The sequence below is a fragment of the Roseinatronobacter bogoriensis DSM 18756 genome (assembly GCF_004366635.1).
In the GTDB taxonomy this organism is placed as follows: domain Bacteria; phylum Pseudomonadota; class Alphaproteobacteria; order Rhodobacterales; family Rhodobacteraceae; genus Roseinatronobacter; species Roseinatronobacter bogoriensis.
In genome coordinates, this window is sequence record NZ_SORN01000009.1 from 58954 (window position 1) to 80454 (window position 21501).

At 57.7% G+C, this 21501-nt stretch carries 17 protein-coding genes and 1 riboswitch; of the genes, 4 read left to right on the top strand and 13 right to left on the bottom strand.

Annotation, left to right across the window (positions count from 1 at the left end):
* Positions 1-19: 19 nt before the first annotated feature.
* A riboswitch (TPP riboswitch) is annotated at positions 20-121 on the bottom strand.
* A gap of 92 nt (positions 122-213) precedes the next feature.
* Positions 214-1335 carry a chorismate synthase gene (gene aroC, locus EV660_RS15670; RefSeq protein ID WP_071479982.1) on the top strand — a complete coding sequence of 374 codons (1122 nt, stop codon included), beginning with the start codon at positions 214-216 and terminating at the stop codon, positions 1333-1335.
* A gap of 140 nt (positions 1336-1475) precedes the next feature.
* On the opposite strand, the gene EV660_RS15675 is transcribed toward aroC, so the two are convergent.
* Complete coding sequence (locus EV660_RS15675) at positions 1476-2387, bottom strand: 2-dehydro-3-deoxygalactonokinase (RefSeq protein ID WP_071479983.1); 912 nt, start codon at positions 2385-2387, stop codon at positions 1476-1478.
* Between the two features lie 74 nt (positions 2388-2461).
* Complete coding sequence (locus EV660_RS15680) at positions 2462-3364, bottom strand: N-acetylmuramic acid 6-phosphate etherase (protein WP_071479984.1); 903 nt, start codon at positions 3362-3364, stop codon at positions 2462-2464.
* Between the two features lie 172 nt (positions 3365-3536).
* Here EV660_RS15680 and EV660_RS15685 point away from each other — a divergent pair, with 172 nt between their 5' ends.
* Both EV660_RS15685 and nagA read left to right on the top strand, forming a co-directional pair.
* Positions 3537-4409, top strand: coding sequence for a glucosamine kinase nucleotide-binding domain-containing protein (locus EV660_RS15685; RefSeq protein ID WP_157798891.1), 873 nt, complete (start codon positions 3537-3539; stop codon positions 4407-4409).
* Positions 4406-5554 (top strand): N-acetylglucosamine-6-phosphate deacetylase, encoded by a 1149-nt coding sequence (gene nagA / locus EV660_RS15690; RefSeq protein ID WP_071479986.1) that lies wholly within the window; start codon positions 4406-4408, stop codon positions 5552-5554. The genes EV660_RS15685 and nagA overlap by 4 nt, the downstream gene beginning before the upstream one ends.
* 72 nt (positions 5555-5626) lie before the next feature.
* Here the strand turns inward: nagA and EV660_RS15695 are convergent, their stop codons facing one another.
* Both EV660_RS15695 and EV660_RS15700 read right to left on the bottom strand, forming a co-directional pair.
* The gene (locus EV660_RS15695; protein ID WP_071479987.1) at positions 5627-5884 is read right to left on the bottom strand and encodes a hypothetical protein; all 258 of its coding nucleotides are present in this window, start codon (positions 5882-5884) and stop codon (positions 5627-5629) included.
* 790 nt (positions 5885-6674) lie between these two features.
* Positions 6675-7580 (bottom strand): phosphoribosyltransferase, encoded by a 906-nt coding sequence (locus EV660_RS15700; protein ID WP_232727395.1) that lies wholly within the window; start codon positions 7578-7580, stop codon positions 6675-6677.
* Here EV660_RS15700 and EV660_RS18955 point away from each other — a divergent pair.
* On the top strand, positions 7503-7715 hold the full coding sequence (locus EV660_RS18955) for a hypothetical protein (RefSeq protein ID WP_244927332.1): 213 nt from the start codon (positions 7503-7505) through the stop codon (positions 7713-7715). The two genes, EV660_RS15700 and EV660_RS18955, sit on opposite strands and share 78 nt — an antisense overlap.
* Here EV660_RS18955 and EV660_RS15705 read toward each other — a convergent pair.
* The 9 genes from EV660_RS15705 to EV660_RS15745 all read right to left on the bottom strand — a co-directional run bounded on the left by EV660_RS15705 (position 7712) and on the right by EV660_RS15745 (position 21489).
* Positions 7712-8986 carry an O-antigen ligase family protein gene (locus EV660_RS15705; RefSeq protein ID WP_071479990.1) on the bottom strand — a complete coding sequence of 425 codons (1275 nt, stop codon included), beginning with the start codon at positions 8984-8986 and terminating at the stop codon, positions 7712-7714. The two genes, EV660_RS18955 and EV660_RS15705, sit on opposite strands and share 4 nt — an antisense overlap.
* 254 nt (positions 8987-9240) lie before the next feature.
* Positions 9241-11589, bottom strand: a complete 2349-nt coding sequence (locus EV660_RS15710) for a GNVR domain-containing protein (RefSeq protein ID WP_084634730.1) — start codon at positions 11587-11589, stop codon at positions 9241-9243.
* A 16-nt stretch (positions 11590-11605) separates the two neighbouring features.
* A complete protein-coding gene (locus EV660_RS15715) occupies positions 11606-12670 on the bottom strand; it encodes a glycosyltransferase family 2 protein (RefSeq protein WP_071479992.1) in 1065 nt (354 codons plus the stop codon).
* Positions 12667-13815, bottom strand: a complete 1149-nt coding sequence (locus tag EV660_RS15720; protein ID WP_071479993.1) for a glycosyltransferase family protein — start codon at positions 13813-13815, stop codon at positions 12667-12669. The genes EV660_RS15715 and EV660_RS15720 overlap by 4 nt, the downstream gene beginning before the upstream one ends.
* 1 nt (position 13816) lies before the next feature.
* On the bottom strand, positions 13817-15142 hold the full coding sequence (locus tag EV660_RS15725; protein ID WP_071479994.1) for a glycosyltransferase family 2 protein: 1326 nt from the start codon (positions 15140-15142) through the stop codon (positions 13817-13819).
* Positions 15135-16649: a lipopolysaccharide biosynthesis protein gene (locus EV660_RS15730; protein ID WP_071479995.1), complete on the bottom strand. Its 1515-nt coding sequence runs from the start codon at positions 16647-16649 to the stop codon at positions 15135-15137. The genes EV660_RS15725 and EV660_RS15730 overlap by 8 nt, the downstream gene beginning before the upstream one ends.
* A gap of 199 nt (positions 16650-16848) precedes the next feature.
* Positions 16849-17511 (bottom strand): sugar transferase, encoded by a 663-nt coding sequence (locus tag EV660_RS15735; protein ID WP_232727347.1) that lies wholly within the window; start codon positions 17509-17511, stop codon positions 16849-16851.
* A 546-nt stretch (positions 17512-18057) separates the two neighbouring features.
* A complete protein-coding gene (locus tag EV660_RS15740; RefSeq protein ID WP_071481941.1) occupies positions 18058-20340 on the bottom strand; it encodes a xanthine dehydrogenase family protein molybdopterin-binding subunit in 2283 nt (760 codons plus the stop codon).
* Between the two features lie 84 nt (positions 20341-20424).
* Positions 20425-21489, bottom strand: coding sequence for a glycosyltransferase family 4 protein (locus EV660_RS15745; RefSeq protein WP_071479996.1), 1065 nt, complete (start codon positions 21487-21489; stop codon positions 20425-20427).
* Positions 21490-21501: the final 12 nt, after the last annotated feature.

The following is a 21501-nucleotide window of genomic DNA, read 5'->3' on the forward strand; positions in this document are numbered from 1 at the left end:
CAGGCGAAGAATGACACGGGCATATCGCCCGAACCTTCCCTCCGCCGGTCCGAACCGGTTCAGGTTCAACGGGTTCGCAAATACGCATCTCAGCCCTGTTCAGGCACCCCGAGGTGACCAGACAGGTAATCGCTTTCTCACGTCCCTACAAGAGCAGTGCTTGAGCATGGCGCACCTTGCCGCTAAGTGTTTGCCCCAAAGGAGTGCCTGCGCATGAGCTTCAACACATTTGGTCATCTGTTCCGTGTTACCACATGGGGCGAAAGCCACGGGCCGGCCCTTGGGGCCACGGTCGATGGGTGCCCACCCGGTGTGACGCTCGATGCGGGCATGATCCAGCACTGGCTGGACCGGCGCAAACCCGGCCAAAGCCGCCACACGACGCAGCGGCGCGAACCTGACACTGTGGAAATCCTGTCCGGGGTGTATGAAGGGCGCACGACCGGCACGCCGATTCAGCTGATGATCCGCAATGTGGACCAGCGCTCCAAGGATTACGGCAATATTCTTGAGACTTTTCGGCCCGGACATGCCGATATCACCTATTTCCAGAAATACGGGCTGCGTGACCCGCGCGGCGGTGGACGATCCTCTGCGCGCGAGACGGCCGCGCGCGTTGCCGCAGGTGGGATTGCGCGTGAGGTTCTGAAAACCCTTGCGCCGAATGTCACGATCACCGGCTATATGGTGCAGATGGGGCCACACCAGATTGACCGCGCCCGCTTTGATCTGGCGGAGATCGCGCGCAACCCGTTCTGGGTGCCTGATGCGCTGGCGGCCAAGGAATGGGCCGATGCGCTGGACCAGATCCGCAAGGATGGCAATTCGGTCGGTGCCATGATCGAGGTGGTGGCGTCAGGCGTGCCAGCGGGTCTGGGTGCGCCGATCTATTCGAAACTGGATACAGAGCTTGCGGCTGCGATGATGTCGATCAATGCGGTCAAGGGCGTCGAGATTGGCGCAGGTATGGCGGCTGCCAGCCTGACGGGCGTTGAAAATGCCGATGAAATCGAGATGGGCGCTGACGGCCCGCGCTACCGCAGCAACAAGGCGGGCGGCATTCTGGGTGGCATTTCAACCGGGCAGGAGGTTGTTGTTCGTTTTGCGATCAAGCCTACATCATCCATCCACACTCCGCGCGACTCGATCACGCGCGACGGTCAGCCCACAGAAGTGGTGACCAAGGGCCGCCATGACCCCTGTGTTGGCATTCGTGCTGTCCCTGTTGGAGAGGCGATGATGGCCTGTGTCTTGCTGGATCAGATCCTGCTGCACCGGGCGCAGACAGGGGCAACCGGACCAGTGGTCCAGATTGGGCAGGGCGCGGCGGATTAGTGCGGCATCGCACGTGTCGGGCTGCCTTGCCATATCTGAACCGGGATCAAAGCCGCGCAGCGTCGGGTCGCGGTGCGTTTCTTTTCTGTCCACAACACCCCCCGAACTGTTATCGGGTCGCTTCTGTCAAGTGACACGCATCAATGCGTCTGTGGGCGCTGCGTTGGCGGTAGAAAAGCACGCGCGGCGTCAAGGCCCGCCAAGGTCATCTGGGTCGCGTCATGCAGGGAAACGGGCACTGACAGCCGTGCACAAGCATCGGCATAGGTCTTGGCCAGACCCTCGGTCCCAATGATCGCCACCTGCTGGCCCAACCAATAGGGTTTTGAGGCCGCTAGTTCTGCGCCGATCAGCAATCCGGACAAGCGCGCGCGGGCGAAGGCCGGGTCTTGCTGTTGCAACACAGAGTGCGCGCGGATCGAAAACAGACGCGCCATAAGCCGCTCTGGTCGTTCGATGCTCTCATCCAGACCTTGTGTAAATCCGGCAGCGTCCCAGCCCGCGACCGAGTGGCGCAGGATTGAATGGTCGGACAAAAGCTCAAACAACTCTCCGGTAAGAAATGTCTGGAAACTGACCACTTCGCCCGCGCTGATATGCGCCCATGTGCTATGGGTGCCGGGCAGGCAGATCACACCGTCCCAGCCGGGGTTCTGTTGCAGAAAGCCCGCGATCTTGGTCTCCGCACCGCGCATCAAATCTGGTGGCGTATTCTGCTGCAAACCCGGCACAATATGCAGTGACACGCGCAAGTCGCGTATCTCGGCCTGCACCAGTGCGCTGCCCAACGGTGTAGCGGGTACAGAACGGTTTTTTACGCCGAACCAGTCCTTCGGTCCCGCCAGCATTCCGCAGACGATTATGGGTGTGACCTGTCCTTTGGGCAGCCAGGTTTCAATCAGTGCCAGCAAGGCGGGTTCCAGATCTGACCGCGAAAGCTGGTCCATGCCCTGATCTGATTGCGCGGCATGAATAACAGTCTGTCCGCCAAGCCCCCAGACACGCAGGTGCGATTGGCCCCAATCCGCTGCTATCCAGTCGAGTTGTGTCATCTGCTCACCATTTTCGCTGTTTGTTTGTGGGGATTTCGGTCAACCCCGATGAAAACGCACTGGCTGTACGCTGGTCAGGTATCACGGTTTCGAGGATTGGTTGCAACGGTACCCATTGCCCGTCGAAGCACGCCCCCCGATTGGTCAAGTGCAGCGTTCGCTTGCACAGGGCTTTCCCCAAGGGCAACAAGAACGGCAGGCTTGATGCGCCAATCGGCTTGCTCAAGGGCGGCTTGCGCCACATGGTCCGAAACCCCTGCAATTCGCGCAACCATGTCGCGGGCGCGGGCGCGCAGTTTCGCGTTCTGGGGGCGCATATCGACCATCAGCCCGTCATGCACATGCCCTAAACGCACCATGATCTGCGTAGACAGCATATTCAGCACAACCTTTTGCGCAGTGCCTGCCTTCATCCGGGTAGAGCCTGCGACGACTTCGGCGCCTGTTTCCACTAAGACTGCGTAACGTGCGGCCCTTAGCAATGCGGTGTCCGGGTTGCAGGCGATGCCGAGAGTCAAGGCACCTGCGGCACCTGCGGCTTCCAGTGCGGCGACGGTGAAAGGGGTGCGCCCGCTGGCAGCAAGACCGATCACCAGATCATTTGGCGACAATTCAGCCGCTGCTACCTGCGCGCGCGCAGACGCGGTGTCATCTTCGGCACCCTCAACGCTTTGCATAAGGGCCTTTGGCCCGCCTGCAATCAAGTAAACTGTTCGCGTGTCGGGCCAGTTGAATGTGGGGCCAAGTTCTGTGCCATCCTGCACCGCGATGCGGATAGATGTGCCCGCCCCGACATAGACCAGACGCCCGCCCGCCCTCAGTCCGGGCAATGCCCCTTCGACCGCCTCGGCTAGTACAGGCAGCGCAGGACGAATGCTTTCGACTGCCGCAAGCTGGCTTTCCCATATGGCGGCAAGCGCGGTCTGGCTGTCCCAACTGTCAAGCATGCGGTAGCGTGGGTCAGCGAGTTCTGTCATCGGGATGGCCTTTGTACTTCATGGAACGCGCTGTGTATGTGTCGCTTGTCTGACCTTATCAAGCCCCGCCCTGCTTGGAAATCGGCCCGACGCAACCGGGCTATCCCTCAATGTGCAAAAACACCTTTTCATCCGTGTTTTTTTTGGCATGTGTGATGGCCAAGGGGGAAAGATGCGGATTTATATCGGGCTGGATGGTGGTGGGTCTGGCTGCCGCGCGCAGGTTGAGTTGGCAGATGGGCGCAGGGGCGCGGTTCTGACCGGTGGCCCGGCGAATGTCGCCACTGACTTTGATGGCGCATTGCGCGCGGTATCGGACCTGCTGGGGCGGTGCATTGCGCAGGCAGACACTCACGCGCGGCTTCAGCCCATCATCGCGCTGGGCCTTGCAGGCGCGACAGAGTCCGGGGCAATCGCGCAGATCAAGGCGCGCTTGCCGTACCCAGATCTGGAGATCGTCGGTGACATCGAGATTGCGTTGATGGGGGCATTTCCACGATCCGATGGGATCGTGATGGCTGTCGGCACGGGGTCTGTCGTGGCGCGGAAAGCGGCGGGTACTGTACAGCGCCTCGGCGGTTATGGTTTGGTGCTTGGCGATAACGGAAGCGGCGCATGGATCGGGCGAGAGGCGCTTCGACATAGCCTGTTGGCACATGATGGTCTGGCCGAGTCTGGCAGTTTGACCGATCTTGTCTGGGCGCGATACGGCTCAGTGCAGAAAATGATCGGCTTTGCCGCAACAGCGCGCCCTGCCGATTTCGCAGCCCTTGCCCCGCTTGTGCTGGAACAGGCGCAAGCGCATTGTCCGGTTGCCGGGGCAATTCTGGATGCGTCATCCCGCTATCTGCGCGGTGTAATCCGGCAATTGCAGGCAGGTCACCCCGATTTGCCGGTGGCCGCGCTGGGTGGCTTGGGGCCTGCCCTGCTGGCGCGTATGATAGGGCAAGGCAGTGCGGATTTGCACTGCACAGAGCCAGCGGGAACACCCCTCGACGGCGCTTTATGGTATGCGCGTCGGTGTGAACAGAGGAAGTTGCCATGACCCTTGTGCTGAAAGCTGCGCAGGTTTTTGACGGCACGCAAATGCACGCGCATGCGCATGTTGTGCTGGACAGCCGGGGGCGGGTTGCCGCGCTTTTGAGCGATGCGGCAGATATCCCCGATGATGCCGATGTGCAGGATTTGGGCAATGTTGTGCTGGCACCGGGCATGGTTGATGTGCAGGTGAACGGTGGCGCGGGCGAGATGGTCGGCGCGCTGACCGATGTGGCGCAGCTTGGTCGTATTTGTGCCGCGCATACTGCACTTGGGGCCAGTGCCATATTGCCCACATTGATCACAAACACGCCAGAGGTAACGCGTCAGGTCATTGATGCTGGCCGCGCCGCTGCGCGTGAGGGGGTCAAGGGTTTTGCGGGGTTGCACTTGGAGGGGCCACATCTGGACCCCGCCCGCAAGGGTGCCCATGATGCGCAACTGATCCGCCCGATGCAGGACCGCGATCTGTCAGAATTGCTGTCCGCGGCCCAAGACCTGCCTGCCTTGATGGTCACCCTTGCACCCGAAGCCGTGACGCTGGACCAGATCAGTCAGCTTGCGCGCGCAGGTGTGATTGTCAGCCTTGGGCATACGGGGTGCAGTGCATCAGATGCGCAGCGCGCATATGATGCCGGCGCGCGCTGTGTCACGCATCTTTACAATGCCATGAGTGGAATGCAGGCCCGCGCGCCGGGGCTCATCGGGGCGGCACTGACAACAGGGTTGCAGGCCGGGATCATTGGCGATGGTGTGCATGTTGCGGCCGAACCCTTGCTGGTGGCATTGGCAATGAAAACCCCTGACGGGGTGTTTCTGGTCAGCGACGCGATGGCCGTAGCGGGCACTGACTTGCAAGCGTTCAATCTGGATGGGCGGCGGGTCATACGTACAAATGGCCGACTTACGCTTGAGGATGGAACGCTTGCGGGCGCGGATGTCAGTTTGCCGCAATCTGTGGCGCATCTGGTTGGGCTTGGTGTTGCGATTGAGCGTGCTTTTGCGATGGCCACACGCATTCCCGCGGATATTATCAATGCCAGCGATCGCGGCAGGATCAGTGTTGGCGCACGGGCTGATTTCACCGTTCTGAAACCCGATTTGTCAGTGCACTCTATCTGGCAGGGGGGCGAGGTTTTCTGGCGACACTAACGCTATTACAGGTGCAACGGCGGCTTGGATCTGCCGCCGTTGCATTATGTCGAAGGTCGTCGCGAAAACCTGTTAGTCTGCGTCCATAGCTTCGGTATCGGTGATCAGACCAGCTTCGCGTGCCGCGTCATATTCTTCCTCAGACACCTCGCCGTCGCCATCAGTGTCGATCAGGAAAAAGGCTTCTGGTGTGACCTCTGGATGGGCATCCATGAAGGATTCCATGCTCAGGGGGAAGTCATGCTCTGCGTCATGGTCATGCGTGTCAGCCAAGGCCGGTACAGCAGTCAGTGCAAAGAAGCTTGCGACCAGTGCGATATGCTTTTTCATCTTTCATCTCCTCGATATGTTCTAAGGGTGTTTGCAGCTGCACAGATGAAACGGATGATCGGAACCGCTGGTTCCTTGCCGGTACCGGCGCAAGCAAAACACCGCTTGTCTTGATCTGCGCGCAGGACTTGCGGTGTGCGAAATTATGGTTCTTGTCGCCTTTCGCGCGAAAGTCATCATTTCGCCAAAATGCATTTTTACGCTGCGTATCAGACGCGGTGTGAAGATTGGCACGCGTTTTCTGAAGCGATGGAAGAAAGGAAAAATCATGTATCTGCTTCGTCGATCAGGGTCAGAGTCAGGACTTCACGCGTTCAGGGCATGGACTGACCAAGCGATGAATTGTCCGTTTTCAGAAAACACTAAGTTAAAATCCAACGATCAGGTTCCTATATGACGCCCATCGGTGAAAAATCGCTCAAGAATTTTACGCGCGTAGACTTTTTGTTCTTTCAATGATAATTAAGAAAGCCTTGGTAGTGAATGAACGTTGCTATACTTACCCCCCGCAATTACCCCCTGCCCCAATAAGTTAAGAGCTTGCAATGCACGTGATCCGTTTCTTAATCATAATGCTGGCGAGTGCGCTTGCTATGGGCGTATTTATCCGCATGTCGGGCGGGTCTTGGGGTCAGACGGCTGCGATGGTTGTCGGTACAATGGTGTTTCTCCAGTTCCTGTACCTGACATTAATTTTTTATCTCACATGGCACAGATCGCAGCGAAAGTCGCAACCTGTTCGAGATAGCCGAAACGCGATAACGCGCAGCGGTGCTTGATCGCGCTCAGATCAGCATTTCTCATTCTTTTGTATTTGAGTTCCAGACGTAGTTTGAAGTCCTTGGACAAAACCGGCGTTGCGGTTTTGATCCCGATAATTCTCGAACAACCGGCGGACAAAACGAAAATAAGAACCTGGCCCTTTTCGTGCGATTTTTCGCAATCGGGCGGTGGTATTTGGTTGGATCATAGATCGGGTTTCCATACAAAGCACCGGCTTTCCAGAAGCGTTTGCAATATCTTTGGCCTGCCATGCGCAGCTTTCAATGAATAAACCGGAGTCGATGCTCTTATAGAAATTTCCCTTGAAGTGCCCGATCCCCCCATTTGCTTTGCGTTCTGCGTTGCTATCGGCTGGGTGCATGATCAGTTTGTCATAGGTAATGCCGTGCTTGTGTAGCCATGTTTCGGTCACGGCGCGGTATTTTTCCAGTCTGCCAGTGACAAGCCAGCCAATGCGCGATGTTGGCAGGTAAAGTGGCTCTGCCGAGTGTAGAAAGCGCGCATAGCGTTCTGCTTCGTCATCCTCCTCTAGGGTGCAGTCCCTGCACAAGACACCGTCGATATCGACGCACCATTGATTGATCGCACTGTGATGCATGACATTCCATGCAAAGAAATGCCGCAAGACCGGAACGGTTTTTCCATAAAAATCAACAAGTGGCGCGCCGGTGGGTGTGGCATAGATAACGGCAATCTGAATCCTGTGGGGCAGCGCCCGGCGTTCCAGTTCGGCGCGGATCTCGCGCATTTGCGCACCAGTCCCGACGCTGTCATCGACGATCAACACCTTTAGCGGCGTTTCATCGGTTTCAGAAACCGATTTCCGCAACTTGCGATGGCCCGAAGCGATCAGCCGCCCGTCAAACAACCCTTCGAGATCGGTCACAGGCAGGTTCAGATGAAGCGCAATCATACTGGCGGGCACCAATCCGCTGCGCGGCACTGCAACAATCAGATCAAGATCACGTGGCAAGTTCGGCAACATGCGAACAACATCGGCTTCAAGATCGGCGTAGCTTTTGAATTCCATGAAAATCTCTCGGGCTAGATGGTAGCGGTGCGTTTGGTCTGAGGGGTGCGCCTGGCAGGGCGAAGTTGTGGCAATTCACGCGCGGCCCGAAGGCCGTAAACCAGCGATGCAAGCGTCATGACAGAGAGGGCATGAAACTCGAAGAAAACCGGCACTTCGACCAATGACAGGACAAGCACGAAACACAGTGCCATGAAGCAGAACATCGCGGGCGCCCCGCTTGCGTGCAAAAGCCAACGGCTGCAAAGCACAAAGGCAGGCGCAAGCAGGCTGAGTTGCAGCAGCACCCCGATCAGTCCGATTTCGACTGCATTTGACAGATACAGATTGTGAAAATTGAACCCCGATTTGGAACCGATGTGAAACTCTGCCCAGATGGATTCTGCGATTGCATTGCCTTCGACCCAGAAAGCGCTGTAGCCACTGCCCAGAAAGGGCGACCGCGCAATCTGGTCTATTGCCACCATCCACAGATCAGTTCTGCCTGTAAGCGACGGGTCCTTGCCCGTCACCTCGAACACAAAGTTCATGATCATGTCACTCAGTGCGAGTGCGACCAGCACGCCCGCAATCGCAAGGGTCCAAAGCCACTTTATGCGCTGCGTTCTGCGTGCAGGTGGTAGTTTATGAGAACGTATGATGACCAGTGCAACAGCCAGCACGAAAAGCGAGGCAATGGCCGCCCCGGCAGATTCTGCCATGATGATCTGAGGGATGCCCATAAGCACGCCGCCAAACCCGGCCAGCCGCCATGCCTTGGTCTGGCTGGCATCCATGACCAGCGCAAAGGAACACAGGGTCAGCGCGACCATTGTGAAGGCATAATAGTTCTTGCTGTCGAAAATGCCGATCCAGATGCCATCGGCCCGTGTGTCGCCAATCAGCAGGCTGGCGATGCCAGCAGTTGCCAGTGCAATAAAGAGGATGCGAAGAAACACAATGGGCGACAGGCGCTGCGCCAGGGTGACTGCGACCATGAATGTCACAAGAAGCTGTATGCCATGCCGAAGCGATAGATGCGGATGCTCTGACCACAGAACGCTAAGGATACACCACAGCGGGAACAGCCAGACCCACCAGTATTCGCGCACCTCGCGCAAGGTCAGGTCCAACCGCCGCGCCAATAGTAGAACGCCGGTCAACAGAAAAATCAGCACACCGTTGCGCCCCAGATGGGAAACGAACACCAGCGAGGTCAGACTTGCCAGACCAAGCAGCGCGTTCGGGCACAGGTTTATTACCCGCGTCCTGCGCGCTTTGCGTGTGGCCTGCCATTGTGCGTAATCCATGTCAGTCTTCCGCAAGTGCACACAGGACAGAACCAGCACTCAGGCAAGCCTTTCGGGCTGCCCGGTGGTTATCCGTCTGTCTGGATGGTTGTCGAGGCGCGAAATGCCCCATGTCAGAGTTCAGTTTTTCGGTTTGCAAGAGATCAGACCAGTTATTCGGTTGTCCTTTGAGAAAACGGGCGGTCTCGGCGGGACAGACCAGTTTACCATCACCCGACCCTGCCCATGCAATGGGCACCTCAGGCAGAGAGTGCTCACGCATGTTTCGACGCATAGACGTCATAGTAATTCCCTGTTTCATCAAGCCTTGTGTAATCTCTCAGGCTGGTCATGTTGGTTTTACTCAGCGTGATCCCGAGGATTTTCTTGTACAGGACCGGGTCCATCGACAGTGTTTTCTGTAGCAGGCCGATTGGCATGCGCCCCCATTCAACGACCATTACAAGCCCGTCTATCGCGGGCAGAAGGGCCCTTGCATCCGACACAGGGCCAAGCGGTGCCAAATCTACGATTGTCAGGGCATAGCGGCTGCGCGCTTCATCCAGCATGTCGCGGAACCTTGAGGAATACAGGCTGTCACCAGCATGGGCATCATCGGGTGAGAAACCTGACGACATGAAATGCAAACCGGTCGAGGTTTCCTTGCGGATGGCGTTGTGCATGGCAGCCGTGCCTTGCAACACATCCCGAAGACCGACCCCCTCGGATTGTCCAAGGCGCTGACTCATGCCTGAGGTGCGCACATCGCCATCCACCAGCAATACAGAACTGCCAGAAACTGCGGTCAGGGCAGCAAGGTTCTTGGCCAGCGTTGTCTTGCCCTCTCCCGGTCGCAAGGACACGATGCCAAGAACATAACCGGATTTGCCAAGGGCCGATGTCTCGCACGCGTTGCGGATGTTGCGCAGCGTTTCGGTATAATGCGATCTTGGGTGCTTCAGTGCGGGAAACGGGTATCTGAACGGGTCGGGCTGTTGGCAAGTGCCAGATTTGCGCAAGCGATTGTATCTTGGCAAAACAGGGCGTGCTTTGGCTTCCTGTGGCTCTGGCAGGGCCTTGACCTCGTTCAGTGTCAGCATTGGAAGGTAGCCAAGGAAGGGCCGGCCACTTGCGTCATAAAGCGCATCACTGGTGCGAATGACCTTCTCGCGCCCGTCGCGCAGCACGGACAGCCCGCCGCCCACCATCGTTCCCATGAGAAGCATGAAACCCATGATAATGGTCTTGCGCGGTGCGACCGGCTTTTCCGGCACGTCTGAAACTGAAAGTACGCGCACATTGGCGACAGGGAATGTCTGGGTTTGTTCCAGGTCTTTCATGCGCATCAGATAGGTTTCGTTCAGTGCGTCCAGAATCCCGGCTTGCCGTTCAAGCGACTGCAATTCGACCCGCGCAGTCGCAAGTTGCAGGTTTTCATTTGAAAAATCCTCGATGCTGGCGCGCAGCATCTCGACCTCTGCCTCCTTGACGCGGGCGGCGTTGCGCGTCGTTTCATACAGGCTGGCGATCTCGCGCTGCAATGTGCTGCCTTCGCGTTCAATCTGGGCGCGCAACCGAATGGCCGCCGAATGCCCGGGGCCCTGCCGCCGCTCAACGTCGTCAAGGCTTTGTTGCAGGTCCAGAAGCCTTTGTTGACCAGCGGCAAACTCCGCAGCCGGAACACGCACTCCGGCCGCGCCGGAGCGGACAAATTCTATCGGATCAAGTTCGCTCAGTTCGGCATAGACGGTTTTCAGCGCGCGGATTTGCGCCAGTTCCACGGTTGCCGCAGCCAGATCAGAATTCAGTTGAGAGATGGTCTGCACGCGGATCGACTCTCCCGCTACAGTGAGCAGCCCGCTTCGCGCGCGAAACTCTTCTGCTTTCAACGCGGCCTGTGCAGAATTTTCCTGAATCACCATAAGCCTGTCATGCAGCCAGTCCAGCACACTGCTGGAGGCCTCTACGTTTCCGATAAGCTGATCGGCCAGAAATGCCTGGCCATAGGCATTCACGACCTCTGCTGCGAATTGTGGATTGTTGGATGTGTAGCGGATCGAGAATACAGAACTGCGCCCCTCTCTTCTGACTTCGATCCCTTGGCGCAGGGTATCTGCCGCTGACATACGTGCAAGCTGCTCGGCCGTGTCAGGGTCGATCTGGGTCGGGGCGCCCTGCTCTGCCGGTAGCAGACCAAGGATCAGACCGCGCATAGTCTCGATGCCCTGTCGCGCCAATGACGACTCGCTTGACAACACTTCAGGGCGGGCATGCAGGTCCAGTGCGTCAACAACCGCCAGCGCGAGTTTCTGCGATTCCAGAACTTTGCGGGCGCTGTCGAGTGTAATCTCGTTCTGGGCAAGTGTTGCCGGTCGGTTGAAATTCTGCGCGCTACCGGCAAACTCTTCAATGATCATGACCTCGGTCGCGGCAAGATAGGATCTTGGGCTTGTCTGGACATGGACCGCGCCAATTCCAACCGCAATCAGAACCGACAGGAACATGATGCGCTTGTTTCGGCGCATGGCTGCGAAGATTGCGGCGAAATCCAGTTGCGGGCCAGTTTTGTCCTGACTTGGGGCAGGTAACATTGCAGGGTCACTATCGTTAAAATGTACAATCATATTGCTCACCGTTTCCCTATTTCTGTTCCTGCAACCAGCGATTGGCCAAAGCCGCGCGCAAACCACACCAAGAGCTGCGCCAGACCTCGCGCCAGAATCCGAAGGACCAGCTCATCTGCATGACGGCTGCCGCGATGCCGCAAAATGCGATATCTGGCGCACGACAGCGCAGCGCTTTCACCAAACCAAGCACCAGACAAAGTGCAAACCACATGACCAGCGGAATCGCAGCCTGCGGTGTGATGACGGAAAAGACAGAGAGGCCCGCGACAGGCGCAAGTCCCATCAAGACAAAATGACGTCTTTCAAGGCTGCCCGGATGCTTGAGGGCAGTCGCAAACCGGCCCGCGCCAAAATTCAGATATTGGCGCGACAGCTTGCCCAATGTGTCGCGGGGGAAATAGGCGATGCCGGTCGCCGCGGTCAGCCAGATACGGTAACCTGCCTTGCGCAGCCTCTGGTCAAGTTCTGCATCCTCATTGTGGCTGAAACCTTCGTCATAGCCGCCAACAGTACAGAAGGCCGACATCTGCATCAGTGCGTGGTGGCCATGATCGACGAACCGCCCCTCTCCACCATTGCGATGAACGGAACCGCCATTGCCAAAAACCGCGTTTTGCGCGGCGGCGATATTGCGCTGGATCAGCCCTTGCCCTTTCGCGGTCATCTTGACGGTGACACTTTCGGCCCCCGTTCGACGTGCCTCGTCCAGCAAGACTTCGCAATAATCCTCGGGGTAGGCTGCATGTGCGTCGACGCGGATGAACCAGTCTGCTTGGTCGCGGAAATGCTTGGCGGCAAGGTTGATCGCCGCAGCTTGCAGACGCTTCGGGTTATGCAGCAGCACAATAGCCGGAAAGCGTGCGGCTTGTTGGCGCACAAGCTCTACCGTTCCGTCATCAGAGCCGCCATCGACCACGGCTATCTGCGCCCCAAGCCGCCGCGCACCGGGTTCAAGGCTGCGCAGAACAGGGATGATATGGGCGGCTTCGTTCAGTGTCGGAACGATAATCACAACCCTGCTGGGTTTATCGTCCGACGATAATGTGGTGCGATTATCTTTCGTATCGGGTGCGGTCATGAGTGCGCCTCGGCTATTTGTTGGTGCAAGGCGGCGGATTTGCGTAGCTGATCGACCAGCCAGACGCAGTCTTGGTGGGTTGTCTTCCAGTTTGCCATGTCGCGAGAGGTCAGTTCCGCGCGAAGCGCTTCCAGTTGCGCGGGGCCGGTTTGGTCCAGCAGGGCTGTAATGGCTTGGGGTTCCAGACTTGGGACGATTAGCCCCAGTTTGTGACGCTGAAGATAACGCGCCGTTTCTGTTCCCTTTAGTGCCAGTGGAATTGCACCATGCGCGCAGCTTTCATACAGGCGGTTCGGCAGCAACCAATCTGAATTCGCCCCCGCGTCAAACCTGTCAACCAGCCACGCAATATCCGTTTCGCCATAGATATGGGGCAGGTCATCTGGGTAGCTGTAAGGCCCGTGAAACTCTATATTTGGATTGTCGCGCACAGTCTGGTGAAAATCCGGGAGTGCATCCAGCGCAGGTTTGCCGCGCAGCACCAGCCGCACACGGCCCGCGGCTTGTTTGCACATCTCATCCAGGCAACGTAGCGAGGCGGCACAACGCAAGATGCCGAACCAACCGATGGTGAGGGTGTTCCCAGTGCGTGCCGGATGTTTGGGCGGCAGCGGTTCATCTGGTGCCCAGACCTTGTTCTCGACCACAAGCGGCGCAGTCTCGATTTGACCGTAGCGGCTGAAATATTCTGTAACAAAGCGGGGTGATGACGTGATCACCCCCGTCACCCTGCGGCACATGCTGCGCTCGATGAACCGCAGGCATTTCGCAAAGACCCCGTTGCCCAGCATCAGACGATGCACATCGAGCACTTCATAAAACACCTTTGGCCGTTCTTCTGGGGAAATTCGTGCTTGGACCCGCAAGGCAAGCGGCAGCATTTCAAGGTTTCGCGCCAAGATCACGTCGGGCACCGCCCCATGCACTTCCTTCGCGCCACCCAAGAGCAGGCGCAATGTGCTGAAGGCCCGGTGTATGAACTTGCCGGGATAAGTGCGGCCAAGCACAGTGGCAGGTCTGGACAGGGGCTGCGCCCCCCGGCGCATACCGGCTACATCGACGCTGGCACCGCCCGCCTCTAGCATATTGACACGCCGCCATGTTGCTGCGTCATCAAGGTCCGAGACAAGATACAGGATCTTCATGTCATGCCCCTTCGGCACAGATGCCAAAAGACTGTGTCGTCGCGCCGTGACCGCCCGTTGCATGCAGGGTCAGCTTCTCGCCACCCGCACTGAACAGCTGGGCAGTCTTGAAAGCCGGCACCAGACCCAAAGCAAATTGGCCCGCGCGGCCATATGCGAGGATGTCCAGATCATGATTGTCTGACAGTGCCGCCAACTCTGCCCAGATGCGCGCGGCTGAGGGCGTGTAGCCGGTGCCCGGTGCATCGGGAACATGGATGATTGTGTAATCGGGATAGTCGGCTTGCCGAACATGACCCCGGGCACACAGCACGATCTTCTTGCACTGACGCGTTGTCGAGGGTTTGCGTCTGCTGCGGCGTCCTCGCTCTATCAGACTTTGTATCAGCAGCGGCGCACAGCGCGGATGACGCATCATCTGTGACATCGCGGAAACTGTGTCACGCGCTTTCAGGGCTTCGACCAAACGAATGTATTTCAGCTGTAATTCATGGTGCTTCACGCGGTTTTCAACCGCCCTCCTCAGGGGTTCGCGGGTCCGCGGAAGTGTGTTGAGCAAGGCACTTTGCGCAGCAATCATCTTGCGCAGGCTTGTTTCATCAAAGCGGTATGAAACGGACCCAGCGTGGCGGCGATACAGATACATCGCATCCGGGATCAGGGTGAAGCGCGCATTTGCAAGTAGAAGGCGCAGGTAAAGATCGTGATCCTCGTCAATGCGCAGCCCTTCATCATAGCGCAAGTCGCCCAAAGCGGCCTTGCGGATAAGCGGTTTCAGATAACCAAGCTGAATGTTCTTGCACCCATCCAGATTGCCCGACACAAGCGCAGCGGCGTCAATTTCTTTGGGGTGTTTCAGGCGTAGATCCTGCAACAGGGTTTTGTGGTTTTGGCTGGCACCGTCGCCGAAATGGATCAGATCATCTGCGACAAGGTCTGCTTCCAGTGTGACGGCGCAATGCAAAAGGCGCGACAGCCGTTCGGGGTGGATGATGTCATCGGCATCGACGATCGCAACCCAGTCGCCTGTTGCCATGTTCAGCGCGCGGTTGCGCGCCGTTGCAGGCCCACAGGCGGCAGTTTCAGATTCGATCAGCCGGACCCGACGATCCTGCGCCATAGTGGCGCGGACGATAGAGCAGCTTTCGTCGCTAGAGCCATCGTCACTGACGATCAGCTCAAGGTTATGATGCGTCTGTTCAAGCACGGATCGAATGGCGGGAGTGATATGGGCCTCGCCATTGAAATTGGCCATGATGACCGAAATCCGCTGGTGGTCCGCGATGGTGTCGCCTGCAACCTCGTTCGTCACTTTCGGGTCAGTCATGTGCTTTACCCTCCCTAAAAGTCTGTTTTAAAGTGTTTATTTCGTGACCAGAGAGGCTGAACGCAGTCAGAAGATAGGCTGCGCTGCCCGCCAAGACCTGAAGTAACAACACAAGTACCGGGTTTTGTTCCGACAGAAGTAACGGCATCAGCAGAATTGCGCCTGCCATTGCCGCCGTGGCGAAAAGCGGTGTCGCAAGCACGCCAAGATATTGCGCAGCCGAAACACCGGTCAGTTTGCGGGCAATGATGAAACATCCGGGAATGACGGCGAGATTGGCCAAGACAATGCCCAGCATGACCGCTTCCAGCCCCTGCCTGACCAGTGCGACGATGGCGATTACCACAAGCGCGTAGCGCAGCAGTTCAAACGCAAACCAGATATCCGCACGCCCCAACCCGTTTGCCAGCGATGATACGGCAACCCGTAATCCACCAAGGAACCCGATGACGGCAAATGCTTGGACTGCGGGGATGGCGGGCTGCCAATGGCTGCCAAGCGCAAGCGGAATGACACTTTCGGCCAGCAGGAACAGTCCGCCAAAAAGCGCAAAGGCCAGCAGCGTCGAGACGCGCATCGCGTTTTGAAATGCCGGGATGTGTTGGTCCGGGCGTGTCTGGATAGACGCGAAGAAAACCGTGCAGACCGGATACAGCGCTTGTGCGCTAAGGCCGGACAGAAGTTCGGTCAGCCGTTTGCCCATAAAGTAAAGGCCCAGCATCGCCGGTCCAGCCAGAAGGCCCAGAATGAGCTGGTCAAGATTGATGACATGCAAGCTGTGATTGCCCGATGAAAAAATGCCGAACCGCCACAAGTCGCGCAGCGCGTCCCTGCGCAATTGCAGTTTCGGACGCCAGTTTGCAGCCCAGATCAGGATCACAAGCGACACGAGAGAGGTCACGACCGGCGCCATCGCCAGTGCCCACAGCCCATAACCGTTAAGCGCCATCGCAACGCAGACGAGCCCGCCAATACTGTTGCCGATGGCCGTGCGTGCGGCGATATATTTGAACTGCATTTGTCGGATGACCAAGGCCTGAGGCACGACCGCGGCAAGGTCGAACACCAGTTTCAGCCCGATAAAGGGCAACAGTGACGCAAGAATGGGTTGGCTGCTAAGCTCTGCGACCACGCCGGACAGCATCACGATCAGGGCATACAAAACCACGCCCGCCGCCATGCAAAGCCAGAATACAGTGTCCAGATGTTCTTCGCGGATCTGTGCACGCTGGATTAGGGCCTCGCCAAAGGCGCTGGGCGCGGCGCAGCCGATGAAGGTAATAACAGAGATGGCAAGCGCCACGGTTCCGAATACCTCGGGCCCAAGCAGCCGCGATGTGATGACGAACACCATCGCAGCAATCAGCATGGCTGACCCGGAATTCAGCGCCGACCAGCCAAACCCGAAGATTGCCTTCTGACCCCGTGCCCTGGAGGCCAACGCGCAGACCTCTCGCGTGTCGGATACGCGGGTATTGGCGCTTGAGGTCGAGGCTTGCAGGTTCATATTGCGGTTTGGCCTTTGCGTAGATGGGTTTGCGGGGGTGCCGCTGTCATTTTTCTGCACTCCTGCCGGGCTCAGACTGATCTGTGGCGCGATGTCACGGCCAAGAGTCCGGCGTATGATTTCAGATCACGCATCCGCTGGCTGCGACACGGAAGCGTTGGCTTCGTGCCTGAGTGCCTTGGCTGCGCATTGCGTCAGGTCAGTAAGACCCCTTGCGCCCCATCACGACGGCGACGGTTTTCAAGATCAGCCAGATATCCAGCCCCAACGACTGGTGGGTGACGTAATAACGATCCAGCGCGACACGCCTTTCATAGGACAGATCGCTTCGGCCGCTGACTTGCCACAAGCCCGTCAGACCGGGCCGGCTGCGCAGGTAGTGCCGCCGTGACGACGCGTATTTCTGCAATTCGACAGATGGGACCGGGCGCGGCCCGACAACGCTCATGTCGCCTGCAAATATGTTGAAAAGCTGCGGCAACTCATCAATGCTGGTTTTGCGCAGAAGCTGGCCCAAAGGGGTGACCCTGGGGTCATCTCGAACCTTGCGAAAAGTCTGCCATTCGCGCATCGCGGCTGAATTTCTGGCCAGATGACGCTGCAACTCTGCGTCAGAATCTGGCTTCATGCTGCGGAATTTCAGGCAGGTGAAAGACCTGCCATTATAACCAACGCGGGTGTGTCCAAAAAACGCAGGGCCACCATCAGACAGCCGGATCATCAGCGCCACGCCAATCATGAGCGGTGACAGGATGATGAGCGCGCAAGACGCAAATACAAGATCGAACAACCGCTTGATATGCCCCCCGCATGGCGGAGTTTCCGGCATATGCACACGAGTACCCGAGTGGAAAACACTCACGGAATCTCTTTGCATGTCGATCTTCTCGTATCTCATGGTTTGCTATCCAATGTTGCTCAAGCGCATTATGCGCTGTGACGAAATGGCGCCGCATTCCCGTTAACCTTGTTTAGCAAAATCTCTTTAGTTTGAGAAAATGTAATTTTTTTCATGCATAAAAGCTAAGGCAATGAAATATCACAAATAATTAGAGAGTCGATTGTGAGAAATAGTTTGTTGCATGATTGGAAACGCCACTTTTTCGTCTGAAATCTGTCAATTTCTTCTAATCCACAGGGGATTCGTATCTGATTTATAAAGAAAATTCACACTGATGATCTTGATCAGTAAAGTTACTGGAACTTGACGAATTCTGAGGTGTTTGCCGGTTTAGTGTTACTGAGTGGGCCAATTTATATGCGTTTCGTGTCATTTCCAAAACATAAAAAATGCAACCTATAAGGGAAATATTAAGTAATATTACGCCCTAAAATTGAAGATTATTTTAGAAACTCCATCAATTAGCTATGAAACTTGGATCAGGTCGCCTGATTTGAACTCTGGTAGTCACTTGTCCTGCTGGTGCAACCACGACCATACACGCTGCGGTGTCAAAGGCATCTCAACCGAGCGTACGCCGCTATCCCAAAGCGCATCAAGGGCCGCGTTGGACAATGCCGCCAGCGCCCCCACAGTTCCTGCCTCGCCGCATCCTTTTATCCCCAGCGGGTTTCCGGTTGAGGGAATGGGAACGCTTTCAAAACTGATCATGGGGAAATCTTTGGCGCGGGGCATGGCGTAATCCATGAAACTGCCGCTTTGCAATTGGCCCTGGTCATCGAATACCACCTCTTCCAGAACCGCCTGACCATATCCTTGCGCCACACCGCCATGCACCTGACCTTGCGCCAGCGCTGGGTTCATCAGATTGCCGAAATCATCGACCGCAAGAAACCGATCAAGACGAAGCGCGCCTGTCTCGGGGTCTATCTCGACCTCGCACAGATGCGCGCCATTGGGATAGGACCGCCCCGCCAGCTTGACCCGCCGTTCATGCCGCAGCAACTCTGTCGCACCGCGCTTGCGGGCCAGATCTGCCGCCTCGATCAGAGTCAGGCGCTGGTTCGATCCGGGCGTGGAAAAAATGCCATCGTCGAAATTGACCGGCCCTGCGCCAATTTCTTCTTCCAGAAACTGGCTGAACGCCTCGACCATCTGTTCGACAGTGCCATGTGTGGCTGTGGTTTGCACAGTGACAGAGCGCGACCCGCCTGTGCCGCCGCCCTTGGCAATCAGGTCGCTGTCGCCCTGCGCGATGTCTATCAAGCCTTCATCCAGCCCTGTCAGCCCAGCCAGATAGCGCGCATAGACCGTTTCGTGCCCCTGACCGTTCGATTGCGTTCCGACATAGAGCTTTACTCGACCTTCGGGCGTGAACTCTACTGTGGCGCCTTCGGTGTCATCGCCCAGTATAGCCTCGATATAATAACTCAGGCCAAGACCGCGCAACTTGCCACGCGCAGCGCTTTCGGCCTTGCGCGCCGGAAAGCCAGCCACATCGCCAAGCTCTTTTGCGCGGTTCAACAGGCGGGTGAAATCGCCCACATCATAGGTTTCGCCTGCCGGGGTCTGATAGGGAAAGCTGTCTGCCCGAATGAAGTTGCGCGCGCGCAGGTCGAACGGGGACAGCCCCAATTCACGCGCGGCCATATCAATGGTGCGCTCGATCAGGGTAATCGCTTCTGGCCGACCTGCGCCGCGATATGCATCGACCGGCGTTGTGTTTGTGTAGATGCCCTGCACATGCAGATGCGCGGTTGGAATGTCATAGACCCCGGTGAACACCTTGGAAAACAGCGCGGTCTGAATGTTCTGGCCGAATTGCGAATTATAGGCCCCCAGATTGAACCGTGACTCCACGCGGTAGCCGATGATGCGGTGGTCGGCGTCAAAGGCCATTTCGGCAGTGCTGGTCAGATCGCGCGCGCCGTTATCTGACGCGATAGATTCACCCCGTTCGGCGACCCAGCTGACCGCACAACCCAAAGCCCGCGCAACGCCTGCTAGCGCCAGATGTTCGGGATAGACCATGACCTTCATCCCGAATCCGCCACCCACATCGGGCGTGGTGACATGCACCTGTTCAGGGTCCAGGTTCAGCGTTTTGGCCAATTCGCGCTTCATGGTCCAAACGCCTTGGCCGTTGAAGGCAAAATGAAGCCGCGTGCCATCCCATTCGGCCAGCGCGGCGCGGGGTTCCAGACTGGCGGCGGTAACGCGGTTTTGTCGCACGGTCAGGCGGGTGATATGCGCGGCATTCTCAAAAGCGGCCTGTGTCGCGGCCTCATCGCCTAAGTCCCAGTCCAGCGCGACATTGTCGGGCGCTTCCGGGTGCAGGGTTGGCCCGCCGGGTTCGAGGGCAAGTGTGACGGGCAGTTCTTCGAAATCCAACTCTATGGCTTCTATTGCGTCCATTGCCTGTGCTTGTGTTTGGGCGACAACAAGCGCGACAGGCTCGCCTATATGGCGCATAATGCCATCTGCAAGGATCGGGCGTTTCGGGGCCGCACCCTTGCCACCGCGCCGGTCCGGCAATGATACACCCAGAACAGACCCGGTTATTCCAGCAGCATCCAGATCGCGGGCCGTCCATATCGCGCATACCCCGGGCATGTCCCGCGCGGCGCTGACATCGAGGGTGGTGATCCGGGCGTGGGCAGCAGGGGCACGCAGAAACACGCCATGCAGCGAATCCGCTGGCAGGATATCGGCCAGATACTGGCCCTTGCCTGTCAGAAAGCGGATATCCTCGCGGCGGGTGCCGCCTTGCGACTTGCCGAATGCTTGCAAAGCCTTGTCCCTTTCATTGCCAATCCGTGCCACAGGATAGCGGCCCGGTGCATGGGGACAAGGGAAAGCGTTTGCCGCAAAAGACTATTTTGGCACGGTTGTTGATTGTGCATTTTGCAATGCCCCCTGCATGATGCGCGCCGCATCTTCCCACTGCGGCAGCCGCGCCCCAATCACTGCGCTTTGCGCGCCATATGACTGGCGCAGCGCCTCATCTTGCAACAGGGTTGCCAGTGATTTGGCAAATGCATCTGCGTTGTCGGGGGGCACCAATATGCCGCTGCTCGGTGGCACGGTTTGCGGGACCGCGCCCACAGCGCAAGACAGGACAGGCAGTCCGTAAAGCTGCGCCTCGCTTAGGACCATGCCGTACCCTTCATACCGGGTTGCCAGTGCAAAAATGCTGGCTTGCTGGTAAAGCTGGTCCAGGTCTTCGGGGGGAATAACGCCGGTGAAGCGAACGCGTCCCTCCAGCCCCAGCCGCGCGCATTGGTGTAAAAGCCTGTCCTGAACGTCAGCCTCGTGGACCATGCCGACAATTACGGCCTGCCAGTCCAGATGCGCCACCTGTGCCAAGGCATCCAGCAGAATGTCGTGCCCTTTGCGTTGGCAGATTATTCCGACGGACAGGATAAGCGGCGGGCAGGCTTTGGGTGTGGCGCGCAAGGTGGGGCGGTCGAACCCCGGCAGCGCAATCGAGATGCTGGCTGCGGGGACGCCGAAATCCCGAACCAGAATATCGCGGGTGTGGGGTGAGGGGACAACCACATGCGCGGCATGGCGTAGATTGGCCGCCTCGCGTTCGAGAAGTTCAGCAGCCCGTTCGGGGGTAAGGCCCGCTTCCAACCCAAGCGGGTGATGTAGCATTGCGATGATGGGGCGGTTTTGCGCAGCCAGAACGGCCGTGTCCATTGCCCCGAAAACCAGCCCGTCCAGAATAAGCGGCATGCCCTTTGGCAATGCGGCAAGTTTCTCGACCAGATCGTTCTCTGCCTCGGGTGTTGGGTGGGGCCAAGAGGTCATCAGTTCGATATGACGGGTGGGCTGGCCCAGCGCGTTCAGGCTTTCCAGCATCCGGCGTTCATAGATATATCCGCCCGTGCGGGTCTGGATATTGCCGGGAATGGCAAAAGCGGCCTCTGGTCGCATGGGTTGGTTCCT